This window comes from Inhella sp. (assembly GCF_041912635.1).
Classification (GTDB): domain Bacteria; phylum Pseudomonadota; class Gammaproteobacteria; order Burkholderiales; family Burkholderiaceae_C; genus Inhella.
This window is the reverse complement of the sequence record NZ_JAYRMO010000016.1, coordinates 58,891-81,038: the sequence shown is the minus strand read 5'-3', so window position 1 is coordinate 81,038 and position 22,148 is coordinate 58,891. Positions and strand designations below refer to the sequence as shown.

Here is a 22,148-nt window from a genome sequence, read left to right as displayed (position 1 = left end):
TCAGGCCTTGCGACGCTGGGCGAAGCCCAGGCCCATCAGGCCCAGGCCCGCGAGGGCCAGGGTGCCGGGCAGGGGCACATCGTTGGTGCCGGAGAAGGAACCCGCCTGGATGAACACGGCCGAGTCGTAGACGTTGTCGCCACGATCGAAGATCTTGAACTCGAAGCTGTTGGTGCCGCTCAGGCCGGTGCCGGAAGCGGTCAGCACGGTGGTCAGGCCGTCGTACTGGATGTCCAGGTTCAGGCTGGTGCAGCCCGCCGGGCCATTGGCGCGGTTGTTCCGGTAGTGGGCGGTGTTGCTCAGGCAGTTGACGTTGTCAATCGACACCTCCTGGCCCGAACCCGGCAGCAGCGCGATGTTCGTGCCGTTCAGCAGCAGCTGGAAGGCATCGTTCACACCGGCATTGACGTATTCGTTGTATTCCTCGGAAGCGAACACGTAGCGGAAGAACACATTGCCGGTGTCCGAGCTGAAGTCGAACTTCAGGCTGACGGTGTCATTGCCGGCCGCACCGCCCGGCGCGCCACCGTTCTGGCCGCAGCTGTTGGAGGTGTTGGACTGACCGGCGCAAGCCACCGTGCCGGTGGTCAGCAGGATGCCCTTGTCGAAGCCCACGGTGTCGGCACCGCTGCTGAACAGGCCGGCGGCGTTGTTCAGGGCCGTGCCATTGGTGATCAGTTGCGCATTGCTGATGGTGATGCCGACGCCGCCGATGGCATTGGCCAGGGCGTTGGCGTCGGTCGAGGCATTGACCACCGGGACAGCCTGGGCCAGACCAGCGATCGAGAGGGCGATGGCGCCGAGACAGAGTTGCAAGCTTTTCATGGGTTGGATCTGCAGTAGGTGAGTGAAAGACCGCCCGTCGGCGGACGGACGTCCAAAGCAATATACGTGCCAATTACATGCGCGCCGCGCCAAGCCCTTGATTCACATGGAGTGCGCTTTCCCGGTTGCGTAACTTTATGTATCAGAGTCAAGTTGGGCGACATTTCATTCGCGGCTGCCAGCAGGGCGGCTCCGCCTGGCCTCGGATGGCGCTTCTTAGAATCGCCCGACCATGTCCAAAGCCCTGTGCTGTGCGGCTCTGCTGCTGGCCGTGCAGCCCCTGCTGCAGGCCGCCGAGTCCCCTCCCCGCCCCCCTGATCTGAGCCAGGCCCCGGCGCCGCCGACGGCGGCCCCTGCGCCCACTCCGGTGCCCGCTGAACCGCAACGGCGCCGTCTGGCGCGCGAAGAGGGCAGCCAGGTGCGCGTGCGCGAGGACGAACTGACCCGTACCGAAGAGCATCTGGACGCGCGCGGCCGCGTGCTGCGCATCGTGGTGCACCCCAAGAACGGTGCGCCTTCCTACGAGATGGCGCCGCCGCGCCCCCAAGATGAACAAGCCCAGATCGGCCCGCGCCGCTGGAAGCTGCTGGATTTCTGATGGCCGTCTACACCCCCGTCCCCGAGCATGAGGTGCAAGCCCTGCTGAGCCGCCTGAAGCTGGGCGAGCTGCAGCAGCTCAGCGGCATCAGCGCCGGCATCGAGAACAGCAATTTCTTCGTCGATTGCAGCGCCGGCCGCTACGTGCTGACGGTGTTCGAGCGCCTCACGCCCGCGCAGCTGCCCTTCTACCTGGGGCTGATGCAACATCTGGCGGCCAAGGGCCTGCCGGTGCCCGCGCCGCAGGCCGATGCGCAGGGCCAGATCCTCTTTGAGCTGCAGGGCAAGCCGGCCGCGGTGGTGAGCTGCCTGCGCGGCAGCCACCAGCTTTCGCCCAACGTCTTCCATTGCGAGCAGCTCGGGCATTGCCTGGCGCGCCTGCACCTCGCGGTGGCGGACTTCCCGCTCTTCCAGCCCAATCTGCGCGGCCTGCCCTGGTGGCAGCAGGTGGCCCCCACGCTGCTGGACCAGTTGCCAGCCGACACCGCGGCCCTGCTGCGCGACGAGCTGCACTACCAGCTGGAGCTGGCCGGCTCGGCCGCCTACCAGGAGCTGCCGCGCGGCGCCATCCATGCCGATCTGTTCCGCGACAACGCCATGTTCGAAGGCCTGCCCGGGCGCGAACAGCTCTGCGGCGTGTTCGATTTCTATTTCGCCGGCGTGGACAGCTTCCTGTTCGACCTGGCCGTGTGCCTGAACGACTGGTGCATCGACCTGGCCAGCGGCCGCCTGATCGAGGAACGCGCCACCGCCCTGGTGGCCGCCTACGAAGCCGAGCGGCCGCTTTCCGCCGCCGAGCACCGCCTGCTGCCGGCCCTGCTGCGCGCGGCGGCCTTGCGCTTCTGGCTGAGTCGGTTGGACGATTGGTACCGCCCGCGCGACGCGCAGCTGCTGAAGCCCCACGACCCCACGCATTTCGAGCGCGTGCTGCGCGAGCGCCGCCTCAACCCCTGGCATGCCATGAAGGACGCCACTTGAGCCCCGCCAAGCCCCTGGGTCTGCGCCTGACCCTGCACAGCGTGCCCCCGAAGCAGGGCCTGCGCTGGATCGCACTGGGCTGGCAGGTATTCCGCCGCGCACCGCTGGCGCTCAGCAGCACCCTGGCGATGTTCCTGGTGGCGGCCATGGTGCTGAGCTTGCTGGGCATGGTCGGTGCCCTGCTGGGCTTGGCCGCGCTGCCGCTGCTGTCGCTGGCCTACATGCTGTGTACGCACCAGGTGCTGCAAAAGCGCCCGGTGAGCTGGCAGGTGTTCAGCCAACCCTTTCGGCTGACGCCGGCGCGCAGCCGTGCGCAGCTGGCGCTGGCCCTGACCTACGTGGTGGCCACCGTGGCGGTGATCGCGGCCGCCGCTGCCATCGACGGCGGGCGCTTCGAGGAACTGCAGCGCCTGATGGCCGAGGCCGGGCAGAGCGAAGAGGCGCGCAAGGCCGCCGAAGAGGCCCTGACGCGGGCGCTGACGGACTCCAGCCTGCTCTGGGCCACCCTGGTGCGCATGGGCGGTCTGCTGCTGGTCTCGATCCCCTTCTGGTACGCGCCGGCGCTGGTGCATTGGGGCGGCCAGGGTGCGCTGCAGGCGCTGTTTTCCAGCACCCTGGGCCTGTGGCGCAACCGCAGCGCCTTCGTGCTGAACGGCCTGGGCTGGTTGGGCATCCTGATGGCCAGCTCGGTGCTGCTGGCCGTGCTCACCACTCTGCTGGGCGGCCCGGGTCTGCTGGCCCTGCTGGTCATGCCGGTCACCCTGCTGATGCTGTCAGTGTTCTATTGCGGGCTCTACTTCATGTTCGTGGACAGCTTCCGCTTCGTGGCCGACGAGGGCAGCAGCGAGCCCACGCCCCCGCAACAGCCGGACTGATGCGCAGCCGCTGCGCGCGCTGCCTGCGTGCGCGCTGCCTGTGCGCGCTGCTGCCCGGGGCGCCGCTGGCGCACCAAGTGGAGCTCGTCATCCTGCAGCACCCGTTGGAGCAGCACGAAGTCAAGGGCACGGCGCGCCTGCTCGCCCTGGCGCTGGCGCGCTGCGAGCTGCGCGTGGGTGAGACCTTCAACCCGTCGCCCAACCCCGAGGGCCGCACCGAGGCCTTGCTGTACCCGGGCGCAGCTTCCACGGTGCCGCCGGGCGTGGCACCCGAGCGCCTGCGCCTCTACGTGCTGGACGGCACCTGGCGCAAGAGCCGCCTGCTGCTGCACCGCAACCCCTGGCTGGCCGCCCTGCCGCGTGTGAACCTGGCGGCCGCGGCGCCCAGTGCCTACACGGTGCGCAAGGCGCAGGCCGCGCACCAGCTCTCCACGCTGGAGGCCTGCGCCGCGGCGCTGCAGCAGCTGGAAGGCCTGGACCCGGCGCCGCTGCTACAACTGCAGGCCGGCCTGGTGGCCGAGCTGCAGCGCTGCGTTAAATCGGCGTGAGCTTGGCCACCGAGAGCGCCAGCCACTTGGCGCCATGGCGGCCGAACTGGATGTGGGCGCGCGCATCGGGCCCGGCGCCTTCCAGCGTCAGCACCACGCCCTCGCCGAACTTGTTGTGGAACACCGCTTGGCCCACGCGCAGGCCGGAATCGTGCTCGGCCTTCTTGGGCAGCGGCGCGGCCACCGCCTGCTGCCAGGCGGCCGGCTTCGGGGCCGGCCAGCCGCTGCGCGCTTCGCGATGCCCGGCGCCCACCACGCCGGAAAGCCCCGCGCCGCGCTGCCAGGCATTGGCGTAGTCACGCTCGAAACCCGAGCCGAAACCGCCCTGCTTGGGGCTGAGCCACTTCAGGCTCTCCTCGGGCAGCTCGGCCAGGAAGCGGCTGCGCACGTGGTAGCGGGTCTGGCCATGCAGCATGCGGCTTTGCGCCAGGCTCAAGTGCAGGCGCTTGCGTGCGCGGGTGATGGCCACGTACATCAGGCGGCGCTCTTCCTCCAGGCCGTCAAAGTCCTGCAACGCGCGCTCGTTCGGGAACAGACCCTCTTCCAGCCCGGTGAGAAACACGGCGTCGAACTCCAGGCCCTTGGCGGCATGGATGGTCATCAGCTGCAGTGCGTCCTGCCCGGCCTGGGCCTGGTTATCGCCGGCCTCCAGGCTGGCGTGGGTCAGGAAGGCGGCCAGCGGACTCATGATCTCGCCGGTGTCGGCGTCGGGCGTGAGTCCAGGGCCCTGGCCGAGTTCATCGACTGGCAGGGCCACAGCGTCCTTGCCGAAGCCCTCCTGGGTCACAAAGCTTTCGGCGGCCGTGATCAGTTCGTCCAGGTTCTCCAAGCGCTCGGCGCCATCCTTGTCGCTGCGGTAATGGGCCGCCAAGCCAGAGCCCTCGACCACCTGCTCAACGATGGCGCGCAAGGTCTGCCCCTCGGTGGCGCGGCGCAGGCCCTCGATCAGTTCGATGAACTTCTGCAGGCTGGCACCCGCCCGACCCTGCACCACCGAAACGGACTGCCACAGGCTGCGCCCGGTCGCCTTGGCCGCGTCCTGCAGTTGCTCCACCGTGCGCGCACCAATCGCCCGGGCCGGGAAATTGACGACCCGCAGGAAGCTGGTGTCGTCATTGACGTTCTCCAGCAGGCGCAGGTAGGCCAGCGCGTGCTTGATCTCGGCGCGTTCGAAGAAGCGCAGACCGCCGTACACGCGGTAGGGGATGCCGGCATTGAAGAGCGCCGATTCGATGACGCGGCTTTGCGCATTGCTGCGGTAGAGCAGCGCGATCTCGCTGCGCGCCAGGCCGCCGCGGTGCAGGCTCTGCGCCTCTTCCAGCACCCAGCGCGCCTCGTCGAAGTCGCTCGGGGCCTCGAACACGCGCAGGGGCTCGCCCTGGCCCTGATCGGTGCGCAGGGTCTTGCCCAGGCGGCGCTCGTTGTGGCTGATCAGGTGGTTGGCGGCATCCAGGATGTGCCCGCAGGAGCGGTAGTTCTGCTCCAGCTTGATGAACTTCTCGATGCGGTACTCGCGCTCGAAGGCATGCATATTGCCCACCTGCGCGCCGCGGAAGGCGTAGATGCTCTGGTCGTCGTCGCCCACCGCGAACACGGCGCCGCCACCGGGCGGAGCGAACAGCTTCAGCCAGGCGTACTGCAGCTTGTTGGTGTCCTGGAACTCGTCCACCAGCACATGGCGGAAGCGCTGCTGGTAGTGGCTGCGCAGCGCGGGGTCGTCGCGCATCAGCTCGTAGACGCGCAGCATCAGCTCGGCGAAATCCACCACGCCCTCGCGCTGGCACTGCGCCTCGTAGTTGGCATAGACCTCGACGATCTTGCGTTCCTGCTCGTCGCGCGGAACCACGTCCTTGGGTCGCGCCGCCTCTTCCTTCCAGTGGGCGATGGTGTGCGCCACCGCCTTCGGCACAAAACGCTCCTCATCCAGGTTCATGGCCTTGATGACGCGCTTGACGGCGGCCACGGTGTCGCTGGCGTCCAGGATCTGGAAGCCCTGCGGCAGGCCGGCGGCCTTCCAGTGCGCGCGCAAAAAGCGGTGGCACAGGCCGTGGAAGGTGCCGATCCACATGCCGCGCACGTTGTAGGGCAGCATGGCCGCCAGGCGCGTTTGCATCTCCTTGGCGGCCTTGTTGGTGAAGGTCACGGCCATCACGCCACCCGGGCCGACCTGCCCCTGGCTGAGCAGCCAGGCGATGCGCGTGGTCAGCACCCGCGTCTTGCCGGACCCCGCCCCGGCCAGGATCAGCGCCGGCTCGTCCCCCAGGGTGACGGCGGCGAGTTGTTCGGGGTTCAGGTGCTGCAGCAGGGTCGAATTCATGAGGGGGCGGATTGTCGGCGGGTTCGCGGCCTAGAATCGCGCCCTTGCCTTCGAGGAGCGTTGCGACCAGTCGATGACTGGCCAGGCTCGAAGGCCAGGGGTGCCGAGGCCCCCTGCGGCAACGGCGCTCACCCGCTGAATCGACGTGGGTGAGCCTTGTCCATCCATCCCATTCGGCGGTCCTTTCAGCTTTTCAGGAGCCCCGCCATGCTGTCCCCCACCGATTACAAGATTGCCGACCTGTCGCTCGCCGACTGGGGTCGCAAGGAAATCGCCATCGCCGAAGGCGAAATGCCCGCGCTGATGGCCATCCGCAAGGAACTGGCCGCTACCCAGCCGCTCAAGGGCGCGCGCGTCACCGGCAGCCTGCACATGACGATCCAGACCGCCGTGCTGGTCGAAACCCTGCAGGCCCTCGGCGCCGAAGTGCGCTGGGCCAGCTGCAACATCTTCAGCACGCAAGACCACGCCGCCGCGGCGCTGGTGGCCGCCGGCACCCCGGTATTCGCTTACAAAGGCGAGACGCTGGAAGACTACTGGGACTACACCCACCGCATCTTCGAATTCGGCGCCGCCAACACCGCTGGCGAAGGCCCGAACATGATCCTGGACGACGGCGGCGATGCGACCCTGCTGCTGCATCTGGGCCAGAAGGCCGAGAAGGATCAGTCGGTGCTGGCCAACCCGGGCAGCGAGGAAGAGCGCATCCTGTTCGCCGCCATCAAGGCCAAGCTGGCCGTGGACAGCAGCTGGTACACCCGCAAGAGCGCCGAGATCATCGGCGTGACCGAAGAGACGACGACGGGTGTGCACCGCCTGAACGAGATGAGCGCCAAGGGCACGCTGCTGTTCCGCGCCATCAACGTCAACGACTCCGTCACCAAGAGCAAGTTCGACAACCTGTACGGCTGCCGCGAATCGCTGGTGGACGGCATCAAGCGCGCCACCGACGTGATGGTGGCCGGCAAGATCGCCGTGGTGGCCGGTTATGGCGACGTGGGCAAGGGCAGCGCTCAGGCCCTGCGCGCGCTCTCGGCCCAGGTCTGGGTGACCGAGATCGACCCGATCTGCGCGCTGCAGGCCGCCATGGAGGGCTACCGCGTGGTGACGATGGACTGGGCCGCCGACAAGGCCGACATCTTCGTCACCGCCACCGGCAACAAGGACGTCATCACCCGCGCCCACATGGAGCGCATGAAGAACAACGCCATCGTCTGCAACATCGGCCACTTCGACAACGAGATCGACGTCGCCGGCCTGGAAGGCTGCCGCTGGGAAGAGATCAAGCCCCAGGTCGACCATGTGGTGTTCCCCGATGGCAAGCGCATCATCATGCTGGCCAAGGGCCGCCTGGTGAACCTGGGCTGCGGCACCGGCCACCCCAGCTATGTGATGAGCAGCAGCTTCGCCAACCAGACCCTGGCCCAGGTGGAGCTCTTCGCGCACAAGGACAAGTACGCCGTCGGCAAGGTCTATGTGCTGCCCAAGCATCTGGATGAGAAGGTGGCGCGCCTGCAGCTGACGACGCTGAATGCCGAACTGACCCAACTGTCGGACGCTCAAGCGGCCTACATCGGTGTCGACAAGGCAGGCCCTTACAAGGCCGACACCTACCGCTACTGATGAAGCTGACCAGCCGCGCCGACCAACTGCTGGTGCAACGCGGCCTGGCGCCCAGCCGCTCGGCCGCGCAGCGGCTGATCGCGGCCGGCGCGGTGCGCTGGCTGGGGCCGCAGGGCTGGCAAGCGCCCAAGAAGGCCGGCGATGAGCTGCCGCTGCGTTGCGAGCTGAAGGTCGAGGACGACGCCGAGACCCGCTGGGTCTCGCGCGGCGGGCTCAAGCTGGAAGGCGCGCTGGGCCATGCCGGTCTGAGCGTGAGCGGCAACGCGCTGGACCTGGGCCAGAGCACCGGTGGCTTCAGCGAGGTGCTGCTGGCACGCGGCGCCGAGCGCGTGGTCGGCATCGAGGTGGGGCACGCCCAACTGCACCCCAAGCTGCAGGGCGATGCACGCATCGCCACGCTCGAAGGCCTGAACGCGCGCAGCCTGCAGCCTGAGGATCTGGGCGAACACCTGCCACCCGAAGGCTTCGACTGGGTGGTGGGCGACCTGAGCTTCATCTCGCTCACCCTCGTGCTGCCCCAGCTGCCGGCGCTGCTGAAGCCCGGCGCACGGCTGCTGCTGCTGGTCAAGCCGCAGTTCGAGCTGCAGCCGGCCGACATCGGCAAGGGCGGGCTGGTGAAGAGCGAAGCCAGCTACCCCAAGGTCGAGACCAAACTGCGCGAGGCGGCCGCCGCGGCCGGCTTCGCTGTCGATGACTACTTCGCCAGCCCGATTGCGGGCGGCGATGGCAACCGCGAGTTCTTCCTGCTCGCCACCCGCCCATGAAGACCCCCGTCAGTTTCGAGTTCTTCCCGCCCAACACCCCGGTGGGCCACGACAAGCTGCTGAACCAGGTGGTGCCGGCGCTGGCCGCCCTGCAGCCCGAGTACTTCAGCGTCACCTACGGCGCCGGCGGCGCCACGCGCGACAAGACCCTGGCCACGGTGAAGGCGATTGCCGCCGCCGGCCACCAGGCCGCGCCGCACCTGAGCTGCATCGGCGCCACGCGCGAGTCGCTGCGCGAGATCCTGGCCGAGTACTGCGGCCAGGGCATCCGCCGCGTCGTGGCGCTGCGCGGTGATCTGCCCAGCGGCACCGCCGGCCTGGGCGAGTTCCGCTATGCCGAGGAGCTGGTGCGCTTCATCCGCGAAACCGAGGGGCCGGACTGGCAGATCGAGGTGGCCGCCTACCCCGAGACGCACCCGCAGTGCCGCTACGCCGCCAAGGACCTGCAGCACTTCGCCGCCAAGATGAAGGCCGGCGCCAACGCCGCCATCACGCAGTTCTTCTTCAACCCCGAGGCCTATTTCCACTTCGTGGACGAGGCACGCAAGCTCGGCGTGGAGCAGCCCATCGTGCCGGGCATCATGCCCTTCCACAACTACCACCGCATCGCGCAGTTCGCGCAGCGCGACGGCATCGACATCCCGCGCTGGGTGGCGCTGAAGATGGAAGGTTTCATGGACGACGCGGCCTCGATCCGCGCCTTCGGCCTGGACGTGGTGACGCGCCTGTGCGAGCGCCTGATCGAGGGCGGCGCGCCCGGCATCCACTTCTACTGCCTGAACCAGAGCGAGCTGGTGCTGGAGATCGGCCGCCGCCTGGGCCTGGCGCCGCGCTGAGCGCGGCGTAAAGAAGCGCAAATCAAGACCCCTGCGAACGGCAGGGGCACGCCGGCACGGGGACACTGCGCCGCCATGCGCATCACGCCCTTCTTTCTGTTCGGCCTGGCCCTGTGCGCCCAGGCCCAGACACCCCCGCCGCCCGCCCGGCCGGCATCGGCACCGGCCGCCCAGCTCGACAAGGTGGAGGTCAGCGGCCAGGCCACCGACGAAACCAAGCGCCGCGCCAGCACGGCCAGCAAGATCGTCATCAGCCGCGAAGACTTGCTGCGCTTTGGCGACGGCAACCTCGTCGACCTGATGCGCCGCCTGCCCGGCGTCACCCCCGGTGGGCGGCCGGGGCGCGGCGGCGAGATCCGCATGCGCGGCATGGGCGGTGGCTTCACGCAGATCCTGGTGGACGGCGAGCGCATGCCGCCGGGCTTCACGCTCGACCAGGTGCCGCCCGAGCAGGTCGAGCGCATCGAGATCCAGCGCGCCCCCACGGCCGAGACCGGCGCGCGCGCGGTGGCCGGCACCATCAATGTGATCCTGCGCGAGCCGCTGGCGCGCAAGCTCAACGAGGCCCGCCTGAGCCTGGGCTTCGACCACGGCGAGTTGCAGCCCAATCTGGCGCTGACGCACAACGACAGCACGGCCGGCGGCCTGAACTACTCGCTCACCTCGGTGCTGAACCGCCAGCGCCGCGCCGACGACATCAACAGCCGCACCCGCATCGAGCCCGACGCCGGCCCGGTGCAGGAGCGCAGCCAGCGCGGCCGCAGCCTGGACCAGCGCGACAGCCTGAACCTGAACGGCCGCCTGCAATGGCGCCTGGGCGAGGGCGAGACCCTGCAGCTGATGCCCTTCGCGGTGCTGGCGCAGGGCCAGAACCAGAGCCAGTTCACCCAGGGCGGCGAGCCGCGCTACACCCAGGTGGCCACGCAGGGCGAGGGGAGCTTTCGCATGCTGCGCGCCGGCGCGAACTATCAGAAGCGCCTGAGCGAGGACCTGCGTCTGGACCTGCGCGCCAACGGCGGCGGCGCCAACCTGCGCAACGACAACCAGCGCGAGGAGAGCGGCGGCACGCTGGACCGCCGCCAGAACGACCACACCGACAACCGCGACCGCAACCTCAACCTCACCGGCAAGCTCAGCCTGCAGACGGCCGCCGAGCACGCCTGGGTCAGCGGTGCCGAGCTGGAATGGGGCAAGCGCCAGAACACCCGCACCAGCCTGCAGAACGGCCAGCCCCTGCAGGGCCTGGGCGACTTTGGCGACGAACTCAGCGCCCGCACCCTGCGCAGCGCGCTCTACAGCCAGGACGAATGGCAGGCCAGCCCACAGTGGAACCTGCACGCCGGACTGCGCTTCGAGCAGATCGACAGCCGCGGCCAGGCCGGCGCGGCGCTGGGCGAGGTGCGCAACCGCTCGCAAGTCTGGTCGCCCATGCTGCACGCGCTGTGGAAGCCCGACCCGAGGAGCCGCGAGCAGCTGCGCATGAGCCTGACGCGCAGCTACCGCGCCGCCAGTCTGAACGACCTGATCGCCCGCCCGGTGTTCAACAGCCAGTTCCCCAGCGGCCCCAACACCGAGTACGCGGCGGACAGCGCCGGCAACCCCAACCTGAAGCCCGAGCTGGCCACCGGCCTGGAGTTCGCCTACGAGCGCTACCTGAGCAAGGGCGGCCTGCTCTCGGCCAATCTGTTCGCGCGCAGCATCCAGGGCCTGATCCGCCGCACGCTGGCGCTGGAAGACAGCGTGCTGAATGGCGTGCCCACCCCGCGCTGGGTCAGCCGGCCGCGCAATCTGGGCGATGCGCGCGTGTACGGCCTGGAGCTGGAAGCCAAGGCGCGGCTGGACGAAATCTGGGCCGAGGCGCCACCGGCCTGGGTGCCGCTGCAGCTGCGCGCCAACCTCAGCCTGTTCCGCTCCGCCGTCGAAGACATTCCCGGCCCGCACAACCGCATCGATGCCCAGCCGCGCTTCACCAGCAACCTCGGGCTGGACTACCGCGCGCCCGGCAGCCCGGTGAGCCTGGGCTTCAACTGGAGCTACACGCCCGAAGTGCTGATCCAGCAGACAGAGATCCTCAGCAGCCGCACCTCCAAGCGCGTGGTGTTCGACGCCTACGGCCAGTGGGCGATCAGCCGCGACACCAGCCTGCGCCTGGCGCTCTCCAACCTCGACCCGCTCGATGCGCTCAGCCAGACCGTGGTGGACAGCGGCAGCAACCTCGTGACGACCGAAAGCCGCCAGCGCACCTTCCGCACCGCCACCCTGCGCCTGGAGACCCGCTTCTGATGACCCGCGTGCTCTTCATCTGCATGGGCAATATCTGCCGCAGCCCGACGGCCGAGGGCGTGTTCCGCGCCCAGGTGCAGGCCGCCGGCCTGGCGCAGCACATCGAGATCGACTCGGCCGGCACGCACGACTACCACGTCGGCGCGCCGCCGGATGCGCGCAGCCAGGAGCACGCGCGCCAGCGCGGCTACGAGCTGGGGGGCTTGCGCGCCCGCCAGCTGGTGGCTGCGGACTTCGAACGCTTCGACCTGCTGTTGGCCATGGACGAGGACAACCTGGCGCGCGCCGCGCGCCTGGCCACGCCGGCGCAGCGGGCGCGCCTGCAGCTCTTCATGCGCTACGCGCCGGGCCTGGGCACGGCCGTGCCCGACCCCTACTACGGCGGGCCGGAAGGCTTCGAGCAGGTGCTGGATCTGGTGGAAGCGGCGGGCGCCGGCTTGTTGAAGACGCTGCGGCAAAAGCCCTGATCAGGCGGCCGCGGGCAGCCTGAATGCGCCCACCACGCTGAGCAGTTCGTCGCTCTGCTGGCGCAGGCTCTCGGCCGCAGCGGCACTCTCTTCCACCAGGGCGGCGTTCTGCTGGGTGCTGTGGTCCATGTCGGTGACGGCCTGGCTGGCCTGCAGCACGCCGTCGCGCTGTTCCTGGCTGGCACGGCTGATGGCGGACACCAGGTCGCCCAGGCGCTGGATGGAGGCCACCACCTCGTTGACGGCATCGCCCGCGCTGCGCGCCTGGCTGCTGGTGCCGGCCACCTGGTCGGTCATGCCACCGATGAGCTGCTTCACTTCGGCTGCGGCCCCGGCCACGCGGCCGGCCAGCTCGCGCACCTCGCTGGCCACCACCGCAAAGCCGCGCCCGGCCTCGCCGGCCCGGGCCGCTTCCACCGCCGCGTTCAGGGCCAGCAGATTGGTCTGGAAGGCGATGCTGTCGATGACACCAATGATGCTGCCGATGCGCTGCGAGCTCTGGTTCACGGCCTGGATCTGACCCACCACCTCGGTGACGACGCGCAGGCCCACCTCGGCCTGCTGCACCGTCTGGCTGGCGATGCCGCGCGCCTGATCGGCGTGCTCGGCATTGCTGCGCACGGCGCCGCCCAACTGCTCCATCGAGGCCGCCGTCTGCTGCACGGCGCTGGCCTGGCGTTCGGTGCGGGTGGAGAGATCGGTATTGCCCACGGCGATCTGCTGGCTGGCCACGGCCACCTGCTCTGCGCCTTGGCGCACCGCCTGGCAGACGTTCACGAGCTTGGCGCGCATGTCCTCCAGCGCCTGCAGCAGCAGGCCCATGTCGTTGCGGCCACGCTGTGGCACCTTGGCCTGCAGATTGCCGCCGGCGATGGCATGGGCGACCTCGATGGCCAACGCCACCGGTGCGGTGATGGAGCGCACCAGGCGCGCCGCCAGCAGCAGGCTGAACAGACCGAGCAGCACGCCGCCGCCGGCGAAGCCGAGCAGCGCCATGCGGGCATCGGCCTCGCGTTCGCCCAGCAGGGCGCGCAGGGCCTGCTGGGCGCGCAGGGATTGCTCCAGCAGCCGGTTGATGGGCTGGCTCATGGCCTCGAAACTGGCCGCCACTTGGCGGGGCTCGGCGCCGCCCTCCGCACCCACGGCCTGCTGGCTGAGCTGGCGCAGCAGCGCCACCTCGCGCGCCAGGTTCTCACCCGGCAGTGCGGGCAGCAGCTCGGCATTGGCCTGGGCGGCCAGCTCGTAATGCAGCTGCACGCGGCTGAGGCGATCGTTCACCTCGCCGTGCAGGAGCAGGATCTGCTGGCGCTGCGCCTCGGTGGCGCCGTTGAGCAGGCTGAGCGCGCTGAGGGCACGCAGCCGGCCCAGGCTGTCGATCAGGTCGGGCACGGCGTCGAAGCTGGCAATGATGAGGTGGTAGCCGTCGACGCTGGGGTCGTAGGACAGCAGGGTGTCGTGCATCACCCGGCCGGTCAGCTCGACCAGGGCGCGCAGCTGGGCCTGGTGGCGCTGTTGGCTTTGCAGTGGCGTCGGGCCACGGCTGACGATGGCGGCCCCCAGCTCCTCCAGCTCACGGCGCTGGCGCTCCAGCGCGGCCCGGGTGCTGCCCTGGATGTCCGGGTGCTGCAGGCTGCGCTGGGCTTCGTCCAGGGCCTGCATCAGGTCCAGCTGGGCGGCCTGGAAGGGCGGCAGCGGGCTGTCGGTGCGGCTCAGCAGCAGCGCCGCCTGCCCGCGCTGGCGCATCAGGGCCAGCTGGGCGCGCACCAGGGTGGCGGCAATCGGCGTGCCCTCGCTTTCCTGGCGGGCCACCTGCCAGGTCTGCCACTCCAGCTGCACCAGGCGCTGGCCCAGCCAGGCGCAGGGCAAGGCCAGCAGCAGGGCCACGAGCGCGAACTTCGCGCCGGTATTCAGACGGTCCATCCACGCTCGCATGGTTTCCTCCCGCTGTGTGCCGGGCGATGCTCATGCAAGCAGGGGCGCCTGCCTACCTCATGAAGAAGGAGCGCCGGAATTCAGGCTTGCAGCACCTGGAAGGCGTCGCGCGTCAGGTTCTCGGGTGCCTGCCCGGGGCCGTTGCACACCACGTCGTCTTCGATGCGGATGCCGCCGAAGGGTCGCAGCGCCTCCACGCGCGCCCAGTCCACATGGCCGGCCAGCGGGCCCTGGCGCAGCGTGGCCAGCAGCAGAGGCACGAAGTACAGGCCGGGCTCGATGGTGACGGCCATGCCGGGCTTCAGCACGCGCGTCAGGCGCAGGTAGGGGTGGCCGGCCGGGCGCTCGCGGCGCGTGCCGGCGGCGTCGATCTGCAGGCCGGCGACATCGTGCACCTGCAGACCCAGCAAATGGCCCACGCCATGCGGGAAGAAATGCGCGCTCAGCCCCTGGCCCACAACGGCCTCGGCGCTCAGGCCGGAGAGCAGGCGCTGGTCCAGCAGCAGTTGGGCGATGCGGCTGTGCGCGCTGAGGTGGATGGCCACGTAGTCCACGCCGTCGCGCACCTCGTCCACCAGGGCGAGCTGCAGCGCCTCCATGCCGGCCAGCAGGGCGGCGAAGTCGTCGCGCGCGGCGCCGGCCGCCGCGTCGGGGTGCAGCCAGCTGCGCGTGATGTCGGCCGCGTAACCACCGCAGGCGGCGCCGGCGTCGATCAGCAGGCTGGTGGCTTGCGCAGGTGGCTGGGTGTCCTGGTGCTGCCAGTGCAGCACCGCGCCATGGGCGCCCAAGCCAACGATGTTGCCGTAGGGCAGCTCGCGTTCGGCCTGGCCGCTGGCGGTCAGGTAGGCGCTGTGGATGTCGGCCTCGGAGCCGCCGCCCTCGAAGGCGGCGCGCGCGCCCAGATGGCCGAGCGCGGCACGCCGGCTGGCGCCGCGCATCAGCACACGCTCGTAAGCAGTCTTGCAGCCGCGCGCGAAGTGCAGCGCGTCCAGCAAGGGCTGCGGGTTCAGGCTCAGCTCGGGCAGCGCGGCGTCGGGCTCGGCGACCTGCGCGCTGCGCGCCGGCGCCAGTTCGCGCAGGCGGGCCAGCAGGGCCTCGGGTTGCCGGAAGGTCTCGATCTCCCAGGCACTCACCCAGTAGCCGGCCGGGGCAGCGGGCGGCGCGTGCCAATAGTCCTCGGGCTGCAGGAACAGCAGGCGCGAGCGCTGGCCCGGCTGCAACACCAGCCAGCTGCCGGGCGCGGCATGCGTGCCGGTCAGCGGCAGCCAGTGCACGAAATGCGGGTTGGGCTGGAAGTTGTAGGGGCGGTCGTCCAGGAAGGCGAACTTCTCCTGGCCGGCGGCCACCAGCAGGGCATCCAGGCCCTGCGCGGCCAGGGTTTGGGACAGGCGCTGCTGCAGGGTGCTGAGGTGGGCGGCGTACAGGGCCGCGAGGTCCGGGGTCGGCGTCATGCCAGCATTTTGGAGGTCTCGGCCAAAAGCCATTCGCGGAAATGGCGGGCGCCTGGCCGCTCTTCGCGCGTCAGCGAACGCGTCAGCCAGTAACGGCCCACGTCCACCGTGGTGGCAAAGGGCTGCACCAGCCGTCCCTGCGCCAGCTCGCGGCTGAACATGCTGGGCGGCGCCAGCGCCACGCCCGTGCCCAGCAGCGCCGCCTGCACCATCAGCACCGAAGAATCGAACTGCGGCCCGCGCGCCACCAGTTCGCGCAGGCCGGCGGCGCGCGCCCAGGCCGGCCAGTCTTCGCTGCGGTAGGAGCGCAGCAGGGTGCAGCGGCGCAGGTCCTCGGGGCGGCGCAGCTCGGCGGCCTGGGCGGGGCTGCACAGCGGGGCCAGCGGCGCGGCGCACAGGGGCTCGGCCTCGACGCTGCGCCAGGCGCCATCGCCGAATCGGATGGCGAAGTCGAGCGTTTCACTGGCCAGGTCGAGCTTGTTGTTGTGGGTCTGCAGGCGCAGCTCGATGCGCGGATAGGCGGCGCGAAAAGCGGCCAGGCGTTCGAGCAGGAAGCCCTGGGCAAAGGTGCCGACCACGGCCACGCTCAAACGCTCGGGCGGCGCGTCGTCTTCGAGCAGCGCCAGCGCGGCCTCGATCTGCGCAAAGGCCTGCTGCAGCGGTGCGGCCAGCAGCGCGCCTTCATCGCTGAGCTGCAGGCCGCGCGCGGTGCGCAAGAACAGCGGTTTGCCCACCTGGGCTTCGAGCAGCTTGACCTGCTGGCTGACCGCCGCCTGCGTGACGCACAGCTCCTCGGCCGCGCGGGTCAGGTTCAGGTGGCGCGCGGCAGCCGCAAAGGCGTGCAGGGTGTTGAGCGAATAGCGGGGCAGTGACATCAGAAAAACTTGGGGCAGACGCAAGCAGGCATTGTTTGGCAAGCAAGGCCGCTCTTGGAAACATGCCGCCTTCGCCGACCTCACACCAAGAATTTCTATGCCAAACCTTTACCGCCGCCACCTGTTGGCCCTGGCCGCCGCCCTGCCCCTGCCGGCCCTTGCGCTGAACAGCCCGGAGCTCAGTCAGGCCCTGGCCGCCCTGGAAGCCCGCGCCGGCGGACGCCTGGGCGTGGCCGTGCTGGACAGCGGCAGCGGTGCCCAGGCCGGCCACCGCGCCGACGAGCGCTTCGGCCTGTGCTCCACCTTCAAGCTGCTGCTGGCCGGCGCGGTGCTGCAGAGAATCGACGAAGGCCGCTGGCCGGCCGAGCGCACCATCCGCTTCAGCAAAGCGGATCTGGTCTCGCATGCGCCGGTGGTGCGCGCCCATCTGGCCCAGGGCCGGCTCAGCGCCGTGGAACTGGCCGAGGCCACCCAGACCACCAGCGACAACGCCGCCGCCAACCTGCTGCTGCGCGAACTGTTCGGCGGCCCGAGCGGCCTGACCGCCTGGCTGCGCGAGCGCGGCGACACGGTGACGCGCCTGGACCGCTGGGAGCCCGAGATGAGTCGCCTTCCGCCGGGCGAACTGCGCGACACCAGCACGCCCGCCGCCATCGCAGCCAGCGCCGCCCGGCTGCTGACAGGCGATTGGCTGCAAGCCGCCAGCCGCGCGCGCCTGATCGCCTGGATGGAGGCCACGCAGACCGGCACGCGCCGCCTGCGCGCCGGGCTGCCCAAGGGCTGGCGCGCCGGCGACAAGACCGGCACCGGCCTGCACCCCAGCATGCAGGACCTCACCAACGATGTGGCCATCGTCTGGCCCGGCCCGGAGCGCGCGCCCTGGCTGATTGCCGCTTACTACGAAGGCCCCCGCCGCAGCCTCGACATCCAGGCCGCCGATGAGGCAGTGCTGGCCGAGGTGGGGCGCCTGGTCGGCCGCTGGCAGCCCGCCTGAACGAACCGAACAGCGGGTTGCCCCTAGGAGTCAGGCGCCGAGCCCCTGGGCTACTATGGCTCGCCAAGCCGCTCCAATGGCTCATGGCTTCTCTCCCCTTCAGGAGGACCTGATGCATCCGCTAGCCCCTCGCTCGCTTGTGCTTGGAAGCCTGCTCCTGGGGGGAGCGCCCCCTCTGCTGGCGGCGGAGCTGACGGATTGGCTGAAGTTCGATGCCTTCGGCACCTTGGCCGCATACCAAGGCGACGACCCGGTGGCCGGCGCCCGCGCCGACCAGCGCACCGCGCGCTACACGAGCAACAAGGACTGGCGCTTCGATGGCGACAGCCAGCTCACCACGCAATTCACCGTCAACGCGCCGGGGCCGGTGCGCGGCGTGCTGCAGCTGCTCAGCAAGGACGACGTGATCGACCGCTTCCGCCCGCGCGTGGAGTGGCTCTACCTCGGCTGGGATGCCAGCCCCGACCTCAGCTTGAAGCTGGGCCGGGTGGTGGCACCGGTGTTCCTGCTGTCCGATACCCGCAATATCGGGTTCGCCCAGACGGCCGTGCGCCCGAACCAGACCGTCTACCAAGTCAACCCCATCACCAGCATCGACGGGGCGAACCTGAACTGGTCGAAATCCCTGGGCGGCGGCAACCTGGCGATTGAAGCCGCGGCGGGCAAGACGGACCTGAGCCTGACCAACGGCAGCTTCCAGGTCAATCGCGCGGCCTCGCTGGCCGCGCGCTGGCAGCAAGGGGCGCTGACCCTGCGTGGCGGCCTCACCACTTTTGCGTTGGACGGCAACCTGCCCGCCACCCAGGCGGCGCTCAACACCCTGTCCTCCGGCGCCACCGGCTGCACCAACTGCGCCGCCGTGTTCGCCCAGCGCTTCCGCTTCAAGGACATCAAGGGCGACATCGCCACCCTGGCCCTGGCTGCGGAGATGGGCAGCGCCACGCTGCAGGCGGAATGGGCGCGGCGCAATTCCAACAGCTCGTTGATCCCGGATGTGCAGGGCTGGTACCTGCAGGGCAGCTACCGCATCGGCAGCTGGACACCCTATGCCGCCGCGGGTGCCCTGCGCTTCAAGGAGCCGGCGCTGGGTCTGCTCACGGCCGCTGCGGCGCCCGCCGCCGCGGCGGCGGCGAACGCCGCCTTCGACCACTACCTGATCAACCCCAACGACCGCAAGACCCAGCAGTTCGGCCTGCGCTGGGACTTCCATGAAAGCGCCGCGCTCAAGGTGCAGCTTGAGCGCATCAAGCAGAACCGACCACCCTTCCTCGGCATCAACAGCGTCGTCTACAGCCCCAACATGCCCCCCATCAACCCGGCCTACCGCGGGCCGGGCTGGGACGGGCGGATGAATGTGCTGTCGGTCAATCTGGACTTCGTGTTCTAGAGCGGGAGGCCCCATGAACACGCGTGCATTGCTGTTGCTGCTGGGCATGGCCTCAGCGCAAGCCGAGGTGGTGGTGGTCGTCTCGGCCAAGAGCCCGGTGGCCAAGCTGGAAAAGGCCCAGGTGGTGGACCTGTACCTGGGCGTGAGCAAGGAGCTGCCCGGCGTGGGCCAGGCCCAGCTGCTGGCCGCCGCCCCGCCGCTGCGCGACGAGTTCTACGGCAAGGTGCTGGGCAAGGAGCCCTCGCAGGTCAAGGCCATCTGGTCGCGCCTGATCTTCAGCGGCAAGGGCGTGGCCCCCAAGGAGCTCGGTAGCGCGTCCGACATCAAGGCCGCGCTTGCGGGCAACCCCAATGCGCTGGCCTACCTGGACAAGGCCGACGTGGACGCCAGCGTGAAGGTGGTCTTCTCGCCTTGAGCGCAGCCGCGCGACGCTGGCTGCTCTGGGCCGTGCTCAGCCTGGCCACGTTGGCCGCGGTGGTATGGGCCAGCCGCGCACTCACGCAAGCCGCGCGTGAGCGCTGGCTCATCGAGATGCAAGCGGCCAGCCAGCGGCCGCAGCAATTCGTGCTGAACTGGTTGGAGCTGCGCCGCCAACTGCTGCGCGCGCTGGCCCTGCGATCGCGCGGCCAGGGTTGGACGGACAGCCAGGCCTTCCTGATCGACCTCGCCGCCGTCAGCCAGGACAGCGACGGCGAAATAGCGCTGGCCGCCGCTGTCGCGCGGGTCGATGCCCAAGGCCAGATGCAACCGCTGGCCGGCCCGGGGCTGCAAATGCAGGACTGGCACGAGCTGGAGCGCCGCGGCGTGCCCGCCCAACCCCGCGAGCAGTTGGGCGCCCCCATGCCGGATGGCCGCATCCCCTTGGCCCGACCCGTGGCGGGCGACCAGTGGGTGTGGTTGCTGCTGGACGTGCCGGAGCTGATCCAGCAACTGCAGGGTCTGGACTGGCCCACCGGGCTGCACCTGCGCCTGCAGCTGGTTGACCTGGAAGGACGCCTGCATCCGGTCACCGAGACCGGCCCACCGCCCGCGCTGGCGCAGCAGTTCCGCCGCGAGGAGGCCAGCGTGCCCGGCGGCTGGCGCTTTGACTGGAGCGTGGACCTGAGGCACAGCCCGGTCACACCCTGGCAGGCCAATCTGCTGACGCTGGCCGCGCTGGCGGTGGTGCTCGGCCTCAGCGGGCTGGCGGCTCTGCTGCTGCGCCAGACGCAGCGCCTGCAGATCCTCAATCAGGCCCTGCAGCGCCGCCATGCCGACCTGGAGGCCGCGCTGCAGGAACGGCGCGCCGCGCTGCTGCAGTTGGCCGAGCAGCAGCGCCAGCAGCTGGAGCGCAGCTATGCCCTGCTGGCCCTGCCGGCCGACGCCCAAGCCGAAACGCCGCAGGGCTTTGCCCTGGGCGCCCTGCTACAAGAGCTGCTGCAGGAGCTGGGGCCGCAGGCGCGCGCGCTCGAATGCCTGCTGAGCTATGAGCCCGGCGCAGAGCTCAAGCTCCAGGGGCCGCGCCAGGCCCTGCACGGCGCCCTGCGCCTGCTGCTGCAGCAGGCCCTCAGCGAGCGCCTGGCGCATCGCCTGGGCGCCGAGCTGCATGTGGGCTTTCGATTGCAGGGCGGCGAGACGGTGATGCTGTGGATTGAGGACAACGCCCCACCCCTGGACCCGCAGGCCCGCCAACGCCTGTTCGAGCCCTGGCTGGCGGCCGATGCGCCCGACGGCCATGCCCAGGCCCATCTGGCGGTGCGCCTGCTCAGCGGTCTGTGGGCCGCCCAGCTTCGCTACGGAAACCGGCCCAACGGCAACCGGCTGGAGCTGCTGCTGCCTCTCCAGCCCGGACCAGGCTGAATTTCAGGGCCAGACCGGCCCGAGATCGGTCAGGATGGCATCCAGCGGCCGGTCTTCGGCGCGCGCCTGCAGGCCGGGCACATAGCTGACGCCATAGGCGAGCCCGCAGGTGACGGGATGCGGCTCGCGCTGGCGCAGGGTGCGGTCCACGAAGCCGCCGCCATAGCCCACGCGCATGCCGCCGGCGCCGTAGCCCAGGCAGGGCACCAGGATCAGCTCGGGCTCGAAGGCCTCGGTGTCCTTGGGCTTGAGGATGCCGAAGGCGTCCTCCTCCATCGGGCAGCCGGGGTACCAGACGTGGTAGCTGAGCAGGCCGGTGTCGCGGTGTTTCACGGGCAGGCCGATGCGGCGCTCCGGGTGGTCCTCGCTCCAGCGGTAGAGCGAGGGCAGCGGGTCGAACTCGCCCTTGATCGGCCAGTAGGCGCCGATGCGCTGCTCGCGCCGCTGCAGCAGCCAGACGCGCAGCACCTCCTGCAGGGCCTGGGAGCGCTGGTGGCGGTCCGGCAGTTCCTGGCGCAGCTCAATCAACACCTCGCGCAGCGCGCGGCGCGGATCCTCGGCAACAGAATCGGGCTTCATGCCCCCATTGTGCTGAGACCCATGAGCAAACTGCGCCCCGCTGACGAGGAACCTTTCGTGGCCCATTGCCGCGAACTGCTGGGCCCACTGGGGCCGGTACGCACGCGGCGCATGTTCGGCGCGGTGGGCTTGTATGTGGACGGGCTCTTCATCGCCCTGATCGAGGACGAGGTGCTGTACCTGAAGGGCCACGCGCTGCACCAAGCCGCCTTCGAGGCCGCCGGCTGCCGCCGCTTCGAGTACCTGATGAAGGACGGCAGCCGCGCCCACCTGAACTACTGGAGCGCGCCCGAGACGGCGATGGAGTCGCCCGCCGAGATGCGGCCCTGGGCCTTGCGGGCGATCGACGCGGCGCTGAAGAAGAGCGCTAAATAGAACCCTCGTTCTCAATCACCAGCACATGGGCCACGCCGATCGGGTGGGCGACATGCTCGCAGCCCCCGCGCACATGGAAGAGATCGCCGGCGCGCAGCAAATGGCGCTGCTCCACGCCCTGCTCGCGCACCCGCATCTCCACCTCGCCCTGCAGCACGGCGAAGACTTCCTCGCCCTCGTTGACGTGCCAGCGGTAGGGCTGGTCGGTCCAGTGCAGGCGCACGCTCACGCCGTTCATGGCGGCGATGTCCTGCGCCGCCCAGGCACGCGCGCCCCGGAACTCGCCGCTGCGGATCACCGTCATGCTGCCAACTCCTCACCCAGTTCGAAGCGGGCGTCGGCAAAGGCCTCCACCACCACCTCCTGGCCGGCCGGCAGGCGCAAGAGGTCGCCGGCCTGCAGCACAAAGTCTTCCGAGGGCGCGTCCAGCTGGCCATTGGCCGTCAGCCACAGGCGGCCGCTGCAAACCCGCAGGGTCTCGGCACGGCGCAGCGGGTGGCGCAGCACCTGACCGGTACGCAGCTGCCAAACATTCCCTGGGTGATTCGCTTGATTCATCATTTGGCGCTCCTTGTGTTTGCCATGGAAGCGATTCTTCCCAGG

22 protein-coding genes and 1 riboswitch are annotated in these 22,148 nt (G+C 69.8%); of the genes, 14 read left to right on the top strand and 8 right to left on the bottom strand.

What is annotated here, in order from left to right:
• On the bottom strand, positions 1 to 825 hold the full coding sequence (locus ACE3QP_RS11260; protein WP_374436114.1) for a choice-of-anchor L domain-containing protein: 825 nt from the start codon (positions 823 to 825) through the stop codon (positions 1 to 3).
• 232 nt (positions 826 to 1,057) lie between these two features.
• Between ACE3QP_RS11260 and ACE3QP_RS11255 the strand changes: the two genes are divergently transcribed.
• The 4 genes from ACE3QP_RS11255 to ACE3QP_RS11240 are packed head-to-tail and all read left to right on the top strand — an operon-like array spanning position 1,058 to position 3,823.
• A complete protein-coding gene (locus ACE3QP_RS11255; protein WP_374436113.1) occupies positions 1,058 to 1,423 on the top strand; it encodes a hypothetical protein in 366 nt (121 codons plus the stop codon).
• Positions 1,423 to 2,400 (top strand): homoserine kinase, encoded by a 978-nt coding sequence (locus ACE3QP_RS11250; RefSeq protein ID WP_374436112.1) that lies wholly within the window; start codon positions 1,423 to 1,425, stop codon positions 2,398 to 2,400. The genes ACE3QP_RS11255 and ACE3QP_RS11250 overlap by 1 nt, the downstream gene beginning before the upstream one ends.
• A complete protein-coding gene (locus ACE3QP_RS11245) occupies positions 2,397 to 3,275 on the top strand; it encodes a BPSS1780 family membrane protein (RefSeq protein ID WP_374436111.1) in 879 nt (292 codons plus the stop codon). Before ACE3QP_RS11250 ends, ACE3QP_RS11245 begins: the two co-directional genes overlap by 4 nt.
• Positions 3,275 to 3,823 (top strand): tRNA-uridine aminocarboxypropyltransferase, encoded by a 549-nt coding sequence (locus ACE3QP_RS11240; protein WP_374436110.1) that lies wholly within the window; start codon positions 3,275 to 3,277, stop codon positions 3,821 to 3,823. The genes ACE3QP_RS11245 and ACE3QP_RS11240 overlap by 1 nt, the downstream gene beginning before the upstream one ends.
• Here ACE3QP_RS11240 and ACE3QP_RS11235 read toward each other — a convergent pair.
• Positions 3,810 to 6,140, bottom strand: a complete 2,331-nt coding sequence (locus tag ACE3QP_RS11235) for a UvrD-helicase domain-containing protein (RefSeq protein ID WP_374436109.1) — start codon at positions 6,138 to 6,140, stop codon at positions 3,810 to 3,812. The two genes, ACE3QP_RS11240 and ACE3QP_RS11235, sit on opposite strands and share 14 nt — an antisense overlap.
• 46 nt (positions 6,141 to 6,186) lie before the next feature.
• A riboswitch (S-adenosyl-L-homocysteine riboswitch) is annotated at positions 6,187 to 6,277 on the top strand.
• A gap of 70 nt (positions 6,278 to 6,347) precedes the next feature.
• Here ACE3QP_RS11235 and ahcY point away from each other — a divergent pair.
• The 5 genes from ahcY to ACE3QP_RS11210 all read left to right on the top strand — a co-directional run bounded on the left by ahcY (position 6,348) and on the right by ACE3QP_RS11210 (position 12,113).
• The gene (gene ahcY, locus ACE3QP_RS11230; RefSeq protein WP_374436108.1) at positions 6,348 to 7,763 is read left to right on the top strand and encodes an adenosylhomocysteinase; all 1,416 of its coding nucleotides are present in this window, start codon (positions 6,348 to 6,350) and stop codon (positions 7,761 to 7,763) included.
• On the top strand, positions 7,763 to 8,527 hold the full coding sequence (locus ACE3QP_RS11225) for a TlyA family RNA methyltransferase (protein ID WP_374436107.1): 765 nt from the start codon (positions 7,763 to 7,765) through the stop codon (positions 8,525 to 8,527). Before ahcY ends, ACE3QP_RS11225 begins: the two co-directional genes overlap by 1 nt.
• Complete coding sequence (gene metF / locus ACE3QP_RS11220) at positions 8,524 to 9,363, top strand: methylenetetrahydrofolate reductase [NAD(P)H] (RefSeq protein ID WP_374436105.1); 840 nt, start codon at positions 8,524 to 8,526, stop codon at positions 9,361 to 9,363. Before ACE3QP_RS11225 ends, metF begins: the two co-directional genes overlap by 4 nt.
• Before the next feature lie 75 nt (positions 9,364 to 9,438).
• A complete protein-coding gene (locus ACE3QP_RS11215) occupies positions 9,439 to 11,646 on the top strand; it encodes a TonB-dependent receptor plug domain-containing protein (protein ID WP_374436104.1) in 2,208 nt (735 codons plus the stop codon).
• A complete protein-coding gene (locus ACE3QP_RS11210; protein ID WP_374436103.1) occupies positions 11,646 to 12,113 on the top strand; it encodes a low molecular weight protein-tyrosine-phosphatase in 468 nt (155 codons plus the stop codon). Before ACE3QP_RS11215 ends, ACE3QP_RS11210 begins: the two co-directional genes overlap by 1 nt.
• Here the strand turns inward: ACE3QP_RS11210 and ACE3QP_RS11205 are convergent, their stop codons facing one another.
• The 3 genes from ACE3QP_RS11205 to ACE3QP_RS11195 form a co-directional block, all read right to left on the bottom strand.
• Entirely contained in the window at positions 12,114 to 14,045 is a 1,932-nt protein-coding gene (locus ACE3QP_RS11205) for a methyl-accepting chemotaxis protein (protein ID WP_374436100.1), read from the bottom strand.
• A gap of 80 nt (positions 14,046 to 14,125) precedes the next feature.
• On the bottom strand, positions 14,126 to 15,496 hold the full coding sequence (gene pepQ / locus ACE3QP_RS11200) for a Xaa-Pro dipeptidase (protein ID WP_374436099.1): 1,371 nt from the start codon (positions 15,494 to 15,496) through the stop codon (positions 14,126 to 14,128).
• Positions 15,493 to 16,371: a LysR family transcriptional regulator gene (locus ACE3QP_RS11195; RefSeq protein WP_374436098.1), complete on the bottom strand. Its 879-nt coding sequence runs from the start codon at positions 16,369 to 16,371 to the stop codon at positions 15,493 to 15,495. The genes pepQ and ACE3QP_RS11195 overlap by 4 nt, the downstream gene beginning before the upstream one ends.
• Positions 16,372 to 16,468: 97 nt before the next feature.
• Between ACE3QP_RS11195 and bla the strand changes: the two genes are divergently transcribed.
• The 4 genes from bla to ACE3QP_RS11175 all read left to right on the top strand — a co-directional run bounded on the left by bla (position 16,469) and on the right by ACE3QP_RS11175 (position 20,591).
• Positions 16,469 to 17,365 carry a class A beta-lactamase gene (gene bla / locus ACE3QP_RS11190; protein ID WP_374436096.1) on the top strand — a complete coding sequence of 299 codons (897 nt, stop codon included), beginning with the start codon at positions 16,469 to 16,471 and terminating at the stop codon, positions 17,363 to 17,365.
• A 226-nt stretch (positions 17,366 to 17,591) separates the two neighbouring features.
• Positions 17,592 to 18,752, top strand: coding sequence for a hypothetical protein (locus ACE3QP_RS11185; RefSeq protein WP_374436095.1), 1,161 nt, complete (start codon positions 17,592 to 17,594; stop codon positions 18,750 to 18,752).
• A gap of 13 nt (positions 18,753 to 18,765) precedes the next feature.
• Positions 18,766 to 19,167 carry a phosphate ABC transporter substrate-binding protein gene (locus ACE3QP_RS11180; protein WP_374436094.1) on the top strand — a complete coding sequence of 134 codons (402 nt, stop codon included), beginning with the start codon at positions 18,766 to 18,768 and terminating at the stop codon, positions 19,165 to 19,167.
• Positions 19,164 to 20,591 carry a hypothetical protein gene (locus ACE3QP_RS11175; RefSeq protein ID WP_374436092.1) on the top strand — a complete coding sequence of 476 codons (1,428 nt, stop codon included), beginning with the start codon at positions 19,164 to 19,166 and terminating at the stop codon, positions 20,589 to 20,591. The genes ACE3QP_RS11180 and ACE3QP_RS11175 overlap by 4 nt, the downstream gene beginning before the upstream one ends.
• Before the next feature lie 3 nt (positions 20,592 to 20,594).
• On the opposite strand, the gene ACE3QP_RS11170 is transcribed toward ACE3QP_RS11175, so the two are convergent.
• Positions 20,595 to 21,170: a 5-formyltetrahydrofolate cyclo-ligase gene (locus tag ACE3QP_RS11170; RefSeq protein ID WP_374436090.1), complete on the bottom strand. Its 576-nt coding sequence runs from the start codon at positions 21,168 to 21,170 to the stop codon at positions 20,595 to 20,597.
• Positions 21,171 to 21,191: 21 nt separating this feature from the next.
• On the opposite strand from ACE3QP_RS11170, the gene ACE3QP_RS11165 reads away from it, so the two are divergent.
• Entirely contained in the window at positions 21,192 to 21,545 is a 354-nt protein-coding gene (locus tag ACE3QP_RS11165) for a TfoX/Sxy family protein (protein ID WP_374436088.1), read from the top strand.
• Here ACE3QP_RS11165 and ACE3QP_RS11160 read toward each other — a convergent pair.
• Both ACE3QP_RS11160 and ACE3QP_RS11155 read right to left on the bottom strand, forming a co-directional pair.
• Positions 21,538 to 21,849 carry a cupin domain-containing protein gene (locus ACE3QP_RS11160; protein WP_374436086.1) on the bottom strand — a complete coding sequence of 104 codons (312 nt, stop codon included), beginning with the start codon at positions 21,847 to 21,849 and terminating at the stop codon, positions 21,538 to 21,540. The two genes, ACE3QP_RS11165 and ACE3QP_RS11160, sit on opposite strands and share 8 nt — an antisense overlap.
• Positions 21,846 to 22,106, bottom strand: a complete 261-nt coding sequence (locus tag ACE3QP_RS11155) for a DUF2917 domain-containing protein (protein WP_374436084.1) — start codon at positions 22,104 to 22,106, stop codon at positions 21,846 to 21,848. Before ACE3QP_RS11155 ends, ACE3QP_RS11160 begins: the two co-directional genes overlap by 4 nt.
• Between the last annotated feature and the right edge of the window lie 42 nt (positions 22,107 to 22,148).